Source organism: Streptomyces sp. NBC_00210, from assembly GCF_045160975.1.
In the GTDB taxonomy this organism is placed as follows: domain Bacteria; phylum Actinomycetota; class Actinomycetes; order Streptomycetales; family Streptomycetaceae; genus Streptomyces.
Map to the genome: position 1 here is coordinate 3,804,196 of NZ_CP108120.1, position 12,242 is coordinate 3,816,437.

The 12,242-nt window shown below is 69.0% G+C and carries 12 protein-coding genes and 1 rRNA gene; 3 read left to right on the plus strand and 10 right to left on the minus strand.

The window, feature by feature from the left end:
- Positions 1–353: 353 nt before the first annotated feature.
- Positions 354–629 carry a glutaredoxin family protein gene (locus OG729_RS17245; RefSeq protein WP_360874467.1) on the minus strand — a complete coding sequence of 92 codons (276 nt, stop codon included), beginning with the start codon at positions 627–629 and terminating at the stop codon, positions 354–356.
- Between the two features lie 156 nt (positions 630–785).
- On the opposite strand from OG729_RS17245, the gene OG729_RS17250 reads away from it, so the two are divergent.
- From OG729_RS17250 to OG729_RS17260, 3 genes are all read left to right on the plus strand, one after another.
- Positions 786–1,736: an HAD-IB family hydrolase gene (locus tag OG729_RS17250; RefSeq protein ID WP_360874470.1), complete on the plus strand. Its 951-nt coding sequence runs from the start codon at positions 786–788 to the stop codon at positions 1,734–1,736.
- Between the two features lie 486 nt (positions 1,737–2,222).
- Positions 2,223–3,071 carry an ECF subfamily RNA polymerase sigma factor, BldN family gene (locus tag OG729_RS17255; protein WP_360874472.1) on the plus strand — a complete coding sequence of 283 codons (849 nt, stop codon included), beginning with the start codon at positions 2,223–2,225 and terminating at the stop codon, positions 3,069–3,071.
- A gap of 268 nt (positions 3,072–3,339) precedes the next feature.
- On the plus strand, positions 3,340–4,521 hold the full coding sequence (locus OG729_RS17260) for a DUF5667 domain-containing protein (protein WP_405806932.1): 1,182 nt from the start codon (positions 3,340–3,342) through the stop codon (positions 4,519–4,521).
- 132 nt (positions 4,522–4,653) lie between these two features.
- Here OG729_RS17260 and OG729_RS17265 read toward each other — a convergent pair whose 3' ends face one another.
- The 9 genes from OG729_RS17265 to rrf all read right to left on the minus strand — a co-directional run bounded on the left by OG729_RS17265 (position 4,654) and on the right by rrf (position 12,232).
- Entirely contained in the window at positions 4,654–5,712 is a 1,059-nt protein-coding gene (locus OG729_RS17265; protein WP_405806933.1) for a lysophospholipid acyltransferase family protein, read from the minus strand.
- Between the two features lie 15 nt (positions 5,713–5,727).
- The gene (locus tag OG729_RS17270) at positions 5,728–6,837 is read right to left on the minus strand and encodes an NAD-dependent epimerase/dehydratase family protein (protein WP_405806935.1); all 1,110 of its coding nucleotides are present in this window, start codon (positions 6,835–6,837) and stop codon (positions 5,728–5,730) included.
- A 222-nt stretch (positions 6,838–7,059) separates the two neighbouring features.
- A complete protein-coding gene (locus OG729_RS17275) occupies positions 7,060–7,158 on the minus strand; it encodes a 30S ribosomal protein bS22 (protein ID WP_003948845.1) in 99 nt (32 codons plus the stop codon).
- 121 nt (positions 7,159–7,279) lie between these two features.
- The gene (locus OG729_RS17280; RefSeq protein WP_014046653.1) at positions 7,280–7,492 is read right to left on the minus strand and encodes a helix-turn-helix domain-containing protein; all 213 of its coding nucleotides are present in this window, start codon (positions 7,490–7,492) and stop codon (positions 7,280–7,282) included.
- Positions 7,493–7,620: 128 nt separating this feature from the next.
- Positions 7,621–8,436: a phosphatase gene (locus OG729_RS17285; RefSeq protein ID WP_405806936.1), complete on the minus strand. Its 816-nt coding sequence runs from the start codon at positions 8,434–8,436 to the stop codon at positions 7,621–7,623.
- 457 nt (positions 8,437–8,893) lie between these two features.
- Positions 8,894–10,066, minus strand: coding sequence for an acetoin utilization protein AcuC (locus OG729_RS17290; RefSeq protein WP_405806938.1), 1,173 nt, complete (start codon positions 10,064–10,066; stop codon positions 8,894–8,896).
- Positions 10,017–11,258, minus strand: a complete 1,242-nt coding sequence (locus OG729_RS17295) for an MFS transporter (RefSeq protein ID WP_405806940.1) — start codon at positions 11,256–11,258, stop codon at positions 10,017–10,019. The genes OG729_RS17290 and OG729_RS17295 overlap by 50 nt, the downstream gene beginning before the upstream one ends.
- Positions 11,259–11,336: 78 nt before the next feature.
- Complete coding sequence (locus OG729_RS17300; RefSeq protein ID WP_405806941.1) at positions 11,337–11,981, minus strand: HAD family hydrolase; 645 nt, start codon at positions 11,979–11,981, stop codon at positions 11,337–11,339.
- 134 nt (positions 11,982–12,115) lie between these two features.
- A 5S ribosomal RNA gene (rrf, locus tag OG729_RS17305) occupies positions 12,116–12,232 on the minus strand.
- Positions 12,233–12,242 lie beyond the last annotated feature (10 nt).

Sequence of the window (12,242 nt, forward strand, 5' to 3'; positions counted from 1 at the left end):
GTGCTCCTGCGGGATGAGCGAGGCTGCAGGCGGCCATACGTCCAAGGACCGCCCCGTCGAATGCAGGCTATGTCTTTGTGAACGCGTGCACAAAGATGGTGTCCGCTTTGTCCGTGCAAAGTGACCGGGGTCACGCAATCCGGTCGCTTGTTCCAGGAACTGCGAACCGCATCGGTCCGTTGAAGAGCCGAAGGGGGCAAAGCCGTACACACTCCTCACGTATACGCCCCCGAGACCGCCTACTGTGCCCTGTCCACATCGCGTCCGGATAGAGCCGGGTCAGCAGATCCGGGTCGGCCCGGCCAGCCGGGGAAGTACTGGCAAAGCATCCGCGAAGGCAGCCGCCTTTCCGGTTACGCCCCCAGCGCTCGCCGCAGCCGCCCGGCATCCACGCGCCAGAAGGTGTGCTGATCCCCGTCGACCAGGACGACCGGGATCTGCTCCCAGTACGCCCGGTGCAGCGCCTCGTCCTGCGTGATGTCCTTCTCCTCGAAGGACGCGCCCGTCTCGGTGCACACCTCCTCGATCACGACCCGCGCGTCGTCACAGAGATGACACCCCGGCTTCCCGATCAGCGTCACCACGCGCTCGGCGGCCTTCTTCTTCGTACGTCGCAGCACAGGACTCATGCAGCCATTCTCCGTCCTGTCCGCCCATGCGTACGGGACACGGCTCCCATCCCGGACATGCTCACGATCGCCGCTTAACAGAGCGGTCGCGGAGAGTTCACGCCACCGCATCCCGGCGTGTCGGGAAGTCCCGAACGGACTGGCTATGCTCACGACATGGCCGCACTGGGATGGCTCACGCCCCGTAGACGCTCCGCCACCGCGCGGAGCGTGCTCGCAGGCGAGGCAGCAGCGGAAGCAGCACGAAAGTCGTCACAGCAGTTCGAGGCGCTCGACGCGCTCGAGACGCGGGAGCGCACTGCCCCGGCTGCAGTGCCGGAGTTCCCCGTCGCGGGGGACGTCCGGGCCGCGGCATTCTTCGACCTCGACAACACCGTGATGCAGGGCGCCGCGATCTTCCACTTCGGCCGCGGCCTGTACAAGCGGAAGTTCTTCCAGCGCCGCGAACTGGCGCGGTTCGCCTGGCAGCAGACCTGGTTCCGGCTGGCCGGCGTCGAGGACCCGGAACATATGCAGGACGTACGAGAGTCCGCGTTGTCGATCGTGAAGGGTCACCGGGTCTCCGAGCTGATGTCCATCGGCGAGGAGATCTACGACGAGTACATGGCCGACCGCATCTGGCCGGGCACCCGGGCACTCGCGCAGGCCCACCTTGATGCAGGTCAGAAGGTCTGGCTGGTGACGGCCGCCCCGGTGGAGACGGCGACGATCATCGCCCGCCGGCTCGGCCTGACGGGCGCGCTGGGCACCGTCGCCGAGTCCGTCGACGGCGTGTACACCGGCAAACTCGTGGGCGAGCCGCTGCACGGGCCCGCGAAGGCCGAGGCCGTGCGGGCGCTGGCGTCGGCGGAAGGGCTGGAGCTGACCCGGTGCGCTGCGTACAGCGACTCGCACAACGACATTCCGATGCTGTCGCTGGTGGGGCATCCCTACGCGATCAACCCGGACACGAAGCTGCGCAAGCACGCGCGCGAGCGCGAGTGGCGGCTGCGGGACTACCGGACGGGCCGCAAGGCGGCGAAGGTGGGCATCCCGGCGGCAGCTGGCGTCGGCGCCCTGGCGGGCGGCACGGCAGCCGCGGTCGCCCTGCACCGGCGCCGCCGCTGACCCGCAGGCGACGCCCGCGCGCCGGTCAGAGCCGGGGGTGACGGGCGCGCCTCAGCCACGCCATGCCGCGGGCCGGGACCGGGCTGGGGCGGCCTGAATGAGCGCCGCGGTGCAGCGCCCGCGGGCCGGCACGCGCCGTAGGCATTGCCGCCGCAGAAACCCCCGTGGCCGCGGCGCGCCCCCAAGGCAATCACTGGTGTTGCCCCGCCACACCGCTGGCCAGTCCTCTTGCCGCACCTCGCGCACAACTCACCCCCCGTTGCGACAGATCGTGACGCGATTCGATCAATAAACACTCACGATGTGCCACTTGATCCGTCGTCGAGTCGTAAGAGAAGCGACGGAAACGGCGATTTGAGCAACTGGGTGTAGCACTGCCTGTACGAAGCGTTATTCTCCTCAGACGCATAACGGACCCCACCAGTCCCCACGACGGGTGAATGGTCCCGCACTGCACGTGATGGAAGCTCTGCCTCTGGGAGTCCCGTGTACTCACACGTCGGGGTTGACGCCTCGGGCCTGGCTACGCTGCGCGCAGCGGTCCTCGACCACTTGCGCGGCTTCGTCCCCACCGCGTACGCCGTCCCCGCCTTCGCCACGCCCCGCCTTGCCGCAAGCGGCCCCGCCGCCCCCTGCTACGCCCTGACCGACGGCATCGAGAAGGTGCCGGGGCGCAGCGCCGTCGTTGAGGGACGGAGGTCGGGCGGCGGGCGGGAAGTCGGCAGACGAGGCAGCCGGGGCAGCTCCGGTGCCTCGACCGCCGCACGTCGTCCCACCGCCGACAGCGACAGCGCCCGCATGATGGAGCTGGTCGAGCGCGCTCAGGCGGGCGAGGCCGACGCCTTCGGACGGCTCTACGACCAGTACAGCGACACCGTCTACCGCTACATCTACTACCGCGTGGGCGGGAAGGCGACGGCCGAGGACCTCACCAGCGAGACGTTCCTGCGCGCCCTGCGCCGTATCTCCACCTTCACCTGGCAGGGCCGCGATTTCGGCGCCTGGCTCGTCACCATCGCCCGCAACCTCGTGGCGGACCACTTCAAGTCCAGCCGCTTCCGCCTCGAAGTCACCACCGGCGAGATGCTCGACGCCAACGAGGTCGAGCGCAGCCCCGAGGACTCCGTCCTGGAGTCCCTCTCCAACGCCGCACTGCTGGAAGCCGTCCGCAAGCTCAATCCCCAGCAGCAGGAGTGCGTGACCCTGCGGTTCCTGCAGGGCCTCTCGGTCGCCGAAACGGCCCGGGTGATGGGCAAGAACGAAGGCGCGATCAAGACCCTCCAGTACCGGGCTGTACGCACCCTGGCCCGGCTCCTCCCCGACGACGCCCGCTGACCGATCCCCGACCTCCCACCACCTCCCACCGACCTCCCACCGACCGATCCCGACCTCAACTCACAATCGGTGACGGCTTGATGACGCACTGGTCCGATCATCTTTCGCGCGTAACCCAAGTGCCACGACGCTCGTTGTGCGGGATGCAGGCCCCCTGTGGTCACGCCATGCCCATAGCCACTCACTCGATCGTGTGGATGTGTGCAGGGCGTGCAACCTTCCAGACCCCCGGGGGAGTCGATCGTCATGACGAGAGGAGGTGCCGCCAGTGATCGGACAAGTTTCGGCGCACCGGCGGGCGAACGCCTTCGCCCAGGCCCTGGAAGATCAGGCGGCCGAACAGCCAGAGGAATCGGTCGAACAGGCCGGGCGCGGACGGCTGTTGGCTCTGGCGAACGGTCTCGGCGAGCTGCCGAAACCGGAGATGGACCCCGAGGTCAAGGTGGTGCAGCGAGCACAGCTCGTGGCCGCCATGGAAGAGATGTTCGCCTCGGGAGGTGCGTCCGCGGGCCCTACGCTGCCCGAGCAACGGGCGTCCGGCCGCGGCGCCCATCGGGCCTCCCCACTCCGGAAACTGCGACCACGCTCGCGCTGGTCGAAGGGCCTTGCGGCCGGCGGTCTTACCGTCGGAGTCGCCGCGGGGGCCTTCAGCGGAGTGGCCGCTGCCAGTTCCGACGCACTGCCCGGTGACTCGCTGTACGGGCTGAAGCGCGGCATGGAGGATCTCAAGCTCGGCATGGCGGACGACGACTCCGACCGCGGCGAGCTCTACCTCGACCAGGCCTCCACCCGCCTGAGCGAGGCGCGCCGCCTCATGGAGCGCGGCCGCACGGGCACGATGGACCACGAGTCGCTCGGCGAGGTCCGGCGCACGCTCAACGGCATGCGGCACGACGTCAGCGAGGGTCACCGCCTGCTGCACGCCGCGTACGCACGGGACGGCTCGCTCGGGCCGATGGCGACGCTCAATTCATTCGCCCGCTCCCACCGCGACGCGTGGAACGGACTCCGCGACCGGCTGCCCATGCAGCTGACCGACGTCGGCGACGAAGTGAGCTCCGTCTTCGACGCCATAGACCAAGAGGTCGGCCCGCTGGAGTCGTTGCTGCCCCGGGCTCCCGAGAAGGGCGCCCGCGGCTCGCAGCAGCCCGGCTCGTCGACCCAGGACTCGGCACGCACCTCGGACCCCGGCAGTACGACACAGTCGTCACCCAGCGCGGGCGACAGCCGACCGGGAGACAACAGTCCGCGTCCCTCCGGCTCGGGCAGCCTGTCGGACGACGGCCTGCTGGGCGGGAACACGGGCGGCCTGTTCGAGCCCCCGGCCGACGGTGCCTCGCCGTCCGCGTCCGGCAAGAGCCTCACTCCGTCCCAGCCGGATGTCACGATCCCGCCCCTGCTCCCGGGCATCCTCCCGGGCCTCGGGTTCGACAGCGAGGACGACGAGTAGTCCTCATCGTCCGCGTACCTCCGCACACGAGAGGGCGGCCGCTCCCGCTGGGAGCGGCCGCCCTTGTGCTGCACGCCTCAGAAAACACAGTCAGAAATAGACCGTCAGCAGAACACGGTCAGCAGAACACCGTCAGAAGAACACCGACCGCCGCTGCACCAGCAACTTGTACAGCGTGTGCTGGATCTGCTCCCTCACCTGGTCCGTCAGGTTGAACATCAGCATCGGATCCTCCGCCGCCTCCGGCGGATACCCGTCCGTCGGGATCGGCTCCCCGAACTGGATCGTCCACTTCGTCGGCAGCGGCACCGCTCCCAGCGGCCCCAGCCAGGGAAACGTGGGCGTGAGCGGGAAGTACGGGAACCCGAGCAGCCGTGCCAGCGTCTTCGCGTTGCCGATCATCGGGTAGATCTCCTCCGCCCCGACGATCGAGCACGGCACGATCGGCGCCCCCGCCCGCAGCGCCGTCGACACAAAGCCGCCGCGACCGAACCTCTGCAGCTTGTAACGGTCGCTGAAGGGCTTGCCGATGCCCTTGAAGCCCTCCGGCATCACCCCGACCACTTCGCCCCGCTGCAGCAGCCGCTCCGCGTCCTCGGCGCACGCCAGCGTGTGCCCGGCCTTGCGGGCCAGCTCGTTGACCACCGGCAGCATGAAGACCAAGTCCGCGGCGAGCAGCCGCAGATGGCGGTTGGCCGGATGGTTGTCGTGCACGGCGACCTGCATCATCAGCCCGTCCAGCGGCAGCGTCCCCGAGTGGTTCGCCACCACCAGGGCCCCGCCGTCCGACGGAATGTTCTCGATGCCCTTCACCTCGACCCGGAAGTACTTCTCGTACAGCGGCCGGACCATCGACATCAGGACCTGGTCGGTGAGCTCCTTGTCGTAGCCGAACTCGTCGACCTCGTAGTCACCGGTGATCCGCCGGCGCAGGAACGCGAGACCGCCCGCGACACGCCGCTCCCAGCCGCCGCTCCGGACTGCGGCCTCCCGGAGCTCACCGGGCTCCTGCCCGGCCGTCCCAGCGGCCCTCACGGGCCCCTGCTGGCCCGGCAGCGGGCTGACCGGAACCTCCCGCACCACCGCGGGCTCGGTCTTCCGGCGGCCCTGCGCCGGGCGCCGCCGCGCGGAGCGCTGCGCACCGGCCCGCGAACGGTCGTCGTCGAACGGAATGACCTTGGCGTCCGCCATCGTTGGCTGCGCTCCTTATTCGGCGTCGCTCTGAGTCGTCTGTGTCAGCCGAGTCGTCCGAGTCAGCTGCTGCGTGGCTTTCGTCAGCGCTCCACCCACACAGGGCACCGCCGCCGCCACCTGGTCCACCGCCCGGGCCAGGCCGTCCGGCGGCAGCAGCCCCGGCGCCCGGCTGCGGGCGAAGTCCGCGAAGGTCTCCGCGGTCGTGTACTTCGGGTCGAAGCCCAGTGTCTCGCGCATCTGAGCCGTGCTCACCACCCGGCCATGCGTGAGCAGCCGGATCTGCTCGGGCGAGAAGTCCGTGATACCGACCGTGCGCAGCGCGGAGCCGACCCAGGTGACCGCGGGCAGCAGCACCGGCAGCGTCGGCCGTCCCAGCCGCCGCGAGCACTGCGACAGCAGCAGTACGCCGTCACCCGCAATGTTGAAGGTGCCGCTGTTGAGCGTGCCGCGCCGTGGGTCGTGCAGGGCGATCCGCAGCACATCGATCACATCGTCCTCGTGGACGAACTGCAGCCGCGGGTCGTAGCCGAAGACCGTCGGCATGACCGGCAGCGAAAAGAACTCGGCGAGCGGGGAGTCCGCGCACGGCCCGAGGATGTTCGCGAAGCGCAGTACGCACACCGCGACATCGGGCCGTCGGCGCGCGAATCCGCGTACGTACCCCTCGACCTCCACCGCGTCCTTCGCGAAGCCGCCGCTCGGCAGTGACTTGGGCGGGGTGGTCTCGGTGAAGACAGCCGGGTCGCGGGGCGCGGAGCCGTACACGCTCGTGGAGGACTTGATCACCAGGCGCTTGACCGTCGGCGACTTCTGGCACGCGCCGAGCAGCTGCATGGTGCCGATGACGTTGGTCTCCTTCACCGTCGTACGGCCGCCGGTGCCCAGGGGCGTACCGGTGACATCCATGTGTACGACCGTGTCGACGGCGTGCTCGGCAAGGACCCGCCCTATAGCGGGCTGGCGGATGTCCGCGTGGATGAAGTCGGCGCCACCCAGCCGGTGCTCGGGCGCCACCGCATCGACGCCGATCACCCGGTCCACCTCGGGATCCCGCTGGATACGCCGTACGAGACGACCTCCGAGCTGCCGGGCCACTCCGGTGACGAGCACGACCTTCCCCAAGATCAGCGCCTTCCCATAGGTACGCGAGGTCCGCAGATCCGCCCGGATCCGCCCTCACGCGTCACCGTAGCGGTTCGGTGTTGCGCTGTGATGACCGCGCGGCGCACTTTTGCCAGTGTTCAGCCACCAACGGAGCGAATGACTGGGCCACCGGGCCGAAAACGCACCGCGGCCCTCCCACCGTGCTGGTGGGAGGGCCGCGGCGACACGTAAAGCGTTCGCCTACTTCTTGTTGCGACGCTGAACGCGCGTGCGCTTGAGCAGCTTGCGGTGCTTCTTCTTCGCCATCCGCTTGCGCCGCTTCTTGATAACAGAGCCCACGACTACCCTCGCTCACTTCTCTTCACTGGTGCGGGGCGTCTGGGCCCACACGACCTACGTCGGCCTAGCCTACCCGCCAGAGCTCCGAGCCTGTAATCCGAGGGGAGCCGAGGGGCTCCGGCTATGCGGATTCCACCCCCACAAATGATTCGCGGAGATACTCGTGAACCGCTTGCTCCGGAACCCGGAAGGACCTCCCCACCCGGATCGCCGGCAGATGACCACTGTGCACCAAGCGGTACACGGTCATCTTCGACACTCGCATTACCGAGGCGACCTCCGCCACGGTAAGAAACTTGACCTCGTTGAGAGGCCTCTCGCTGCCAGCAGCCATGACCCACCTGTACCTTCCGCACATGACGCACACCGGCTTCCCCTCCGGTGACTCTTCGTCGCTGTGCGCTCACTCCCCAGACTAGGGGCGGGTGATGCGAGTGGGGAAGAGGAGCAGCCATCGGCCGTTTACTGTGACAGACACGCTCGATTGAGTACATAGCGAGTCAGCGGTCGGTAGTAATCGGACCGCACAGCGTCATCAAGCGGAACGGCGACGGAAACTCGCCCCTCGGCCTCGCCGACGAACAGCGCGGGATCGTCCGTGTCCGCCAGGCCGATGGCCTCAATCCCCAGCTGACCTGCCCCGCAGACCCAGCCGTGGTCCCCGACGACGAGCTCGGGCAGCGGTCCGGCACCCTCCGCCACACCCTCCAGCGCGGCCCGAACCGGGAGCGGAGAGTGGGTATGTGCGCCGGTCACACTGCCGGCGCCCCGTGCGCCGTGTTCGCGCACCAGCGCGACTCCTCGTACGTACTCAAGGTTGTACGTGCGTACGCCGAACCGGGTCGTTATGTCGACACATCGCCCCTGCGCAGGGGTGAGGACTTCGCACCCCACCGCCGACAAAGCGTCTGCCAGCCCTGCGTAGAACCCGAGAAGCCGGTGCGGATGCCCGGTCCCGAACATCACGACGCCGCGCCGAGCAGCGACCTCCCCCAGCCGCTCGGCAAAGGCACCGAGCCCGCTCAACGTCCTTTCAGGATCAATCACATCCGGCCCGGACACATGCCCGGGGTCGGCCGAAACCCCGCACCTGTCGGCCATCAACGCGATCAAGTCCCGCTCGCTCCAGTCCGATTCGGGATCGAGCCCGAGGGTGACGCGGGGATCCCTGGCGGCGAAGAGCCGATAACTGCGCAGGCTCTCCTCCCGCGTGGTGGCGACGGGCCCGGCCAACCGCGCGGCCAAGAGGTGCGCACGCAGCGCTCCGGTACTCAACACGGTGGAGATGCTGCCGCACGGAGAAGAATCCCGGGCCAAAAGGCGGAATACCACCCACAGTTGGCGTAATCACGCCATGGAGAGAGGCAGGGGCGGGGCGAGCCTGCCGTCGCCCCATAACGGGGGCAGCGCAAAGGCCGGCCTTCAAGCACGCCGCGCGACGGCGCGAAGCTGCCGTACCGCCGGGGCCGGGCACCGCGGCGTCCACTTGCGGCGCGGAGCGCCGCAGCCGCCGAGCCGGGCACTGCGCCCCCCGCTTTACGGCCGCGGACTCGCCGCTGACTGGCCCTTCAGGCACACACCGCGGTGCGAAGCCGCCACGTCCAACGGGGCCGGGCACCGCGGCGCGAAGCCGCCGCGACCGACGGGGGCGTGGGGGTAACCCGTACCCCCACATCTCAAGGGCGGGCGGGTGGGGACGAACCCCCGGGGAGGGGAAACGCCCCGCGCAGCGGCACTACGCCAACAACCCCCGCACCGGAAATACCGCTCGCCTCGTCGCCAGCACCGCCTGGTCCACCCGGTCCGCCGGGTCATACCCCGACTCCCACTCCCGCCACACCGACTCGCGCCCGTCCGTCATACGCCCCGGCGCCAGCTGCCGCGTCCGCGCATACACCTCGTCCCGCCACGACGACGGAATCACCGACTTCGGATCCACCGGCGCATGCCCCGCGATCCCCACCAAGTGCGTCCACGACCGCGGCACCACATCCACCACCGCGTACCCGCCCCCACCGAGCGCCACCCACCGCCCGTTCTCGACATGCTCGTGGGCCAGCGCATGGCAGGACTCCTGCACCAACCGCTGCGCATCCAGCGACACCGCCAAATGCGCCAGCGGATCCTCGAAGTGCGTATCTGCGCCGTGCTGCGTCACCAGCACCTGCGGCCGGAAGTCCGCCAGCAGCTCCGGCACCACCGCGTGAAAGGCCCGCAGCCACCCCGCATCCCCCGTCCCCGCCGGCAGCGCCACATTCACCGCACTGCCCTCGGCCGTCGGCCCACCCGTCTCCTGTGCCCACCCCGTACCCGGGAACAGCGTCTGTGGATGCTCGTGCAGCGACACAGTGAGGACGCGCGGGTCGTCCCAGAACGCCGCCTGCACCCCGTCCCCGTGATGCACGTCGACGTCCACGTACGCGACCCGCTCCGCCCCCAGCTCCAGCAGCCGCGCAATCGCCAGCGCCGCGTCGTTGTAGATGCAGAATCCCGCGGCCGAACCCGGCATCGCATGATGCAGCCCACCCGCGAAGTTCACCGCATGCGTCGCCTCGCCGCGCCACACCGCCTCCGCCGCCCCGACCGACTGCCCGGCGATCAGCGCAGAAGCCTCGTGCATCCCGGCAAAGGCGGGATCATCCAGCGTCCCCAGCCCGTACGTCTGATCCGCCGCCCGCGGATCCGCCGACGCGGCCCGTACCGCCGCCACATAGTCCTCGCGGTGCACGAGCCGGAGCGTCGAATCCCCGGCCGGCTTCGCGGCCACCACATCGAGGACACGGTCAAGCCCGTACGCCCGCACCAACCCCATGGTCAGCGCAAGCCGCACCGGATCCATCGGATGGCCGTTCCCGAAGTCATACTTCGTTACCGCCTCGTCCCACATCAACAACCCGCGGCCGCTCATGCCCGCCACGGTATCCGGCCTGATCCGCCCCGAACGACCTGGCATACCGCAACGTCACCAGCACCAACACCATGGGAACGACCATCGCCCACCGATAGCTCCACGCGTCCCCGAGCGCCCCCACGAGCGGTGAACCGATGAGAAACCCCACGTAATTGAAGACATTCAGCCGCGCCACTGCCGCATCACTCGCCCCGGGACCACCGTTCTCCACGGCTCGCCGCCCCGCCGCCGCGAACGTCTGCGGCACGATCACACACAGCCCGAGCCCCAGCAGCGTGAACCCGAGAATCCCCACCCAGGCCCCTGGCGCCACGGCCACCACCCCGAACCCGGCCGCCGCAAGCACGGTCCCGCACCGCACGACCGCCTCCGCACCGAAGCGCCGCACGCCGAAATCGCCGACGGCCCGCCCGAGCAGTGTCGTGACCATGTAGGCGTTGTACGGAACGGTCGCGAGCTCCTCCGAGCTCCCCAGCACGTCCTGTAGATACTTCGCGCTCCAATTGGAGACCGTCGAGTCCCCGATGTACGCGAAGGCCATCACGAGGCAGAGCGGCAGCAGAAGCTTGAAGGCGACCCCTTGCCCCGCCGCCCCCACCGTTCCCGCTTGCGCCGCTCCCTCGCCGCGCTCCCCGTCCGCGTACCACCGGCTCCCGGCCAGTACCGCCGGCAACAGCACGCCGACCACCGGCAGATACGACACGAGCAGCGACAGATGCCAGTGCGCCCCGGCCCACGCGAGCGAGGCGCCTGCGATCCCGCCCAGGCTGTACGCCGCATGAAAGCCGAGCATGATGCTGCGCCCGTACGCCCGTTGCAGGCTGACTCCAAGCATGTTCATGGACGCGTCCAGCGCCCCCACGGCCAGCCCGAACACGGCCAGGGCGACCGCCACCTGCCACATCTCGCTGCCCGCCGCGACCCCGAGCAGAGCCAGCATCACAACGGGCTGCGCCCACCTCAGTACGGCACTCGGCGCGACCCGCCCGACCACCTTCTCGGTGACAACGCTGCCCACCCCGGCGAGCACCGGTACCGCCGCCAGAAAGGCGGGCAGCAGCCCGTCGGATATCCCGTACCGGTCCTGGATGGCAGGAATACGCGTCACGAGCAGCGCGAAGGCCACCCCCTGCGCGAAGAAACTCAAGGCCAGAGAGGCCCGCCCGTGCCGCAAACGCGCATCTGTCATGGCCGGACAGCGTAGGCCGCCGCCTTACCCATGGGTAGATAGATCACACAGGGAATCCCACAGGTGGCCATCAAGCGATCAGGCAAGCAGCGCGGGCAACTCCGCCATGGTCCCGAAGTACCCCTTGGCACCGCCCAGTTCCTCGGCCGACGTCATCGCCGTGAACCCGTACACCTCCATCCCGGCCGCCAGGGCCGCCTGCACCCCCAGCGGACTGTCCTCCACAACGACGCACCGCTCGGGCGCGACCCCCATCCGCTGGGCGGCATGCAGAAACAGATCCGGCGCCGGCTTTCCCCGCCCCACATCCTGCGCGCTGAAGACGACGCCGTCCTGGAACCAGAGATCGAGCCCGGTCTTCCGATGCCCGACCCGGATCCGCTCGTGGCTCCCGGACGAAGCGACGCAGTACGGCACGGAGTCCGCCACCAGCTTCCCGAGCACCTCCGTCACTCCGTCCACGGCGGCCAACTCCCGCTCGAAGGCGGCGAAGACGCGAGCGTGCAGGGTCTCGTCGAAGTCGTCGGGCAGCCGATTGCCCGTCCGCTCCATGACGAGGTCGTGTATGCGATGCACAGCCGCCCCCATGTAGTCCCGCAGGGAGTCCTCGTACGAGGTGGGGTGGCCCAGCTCGGTCAGATACCCGGCGAGGATGGTGTTGGAGATCGGCTCGCTGTCGACGAGCACGCCGTCGTTGTCGAAGATGACGAGGTCATAGCGCATGCCCCCACCCTAAGAGGGCCCCACGCACCACAGTTGACCCAGGCACTCACTCGATATGCGCATGTCAACACTGTACTGACGCACAACGCAGAAAAGCCCCGCACCAGAAGGTGCGGGGCTTTCCCACAATAATTGTTCGGCGGCGTCCTACTCTCCCACAGGGTCCCCCCTGCAGTACCATCGGCGCTGAAAGGCTTAGCTTCCGGGTTCGGAATGTAACCGGGCGTTTCCCTAACGCAATGACCACCGAAACTCTATGAA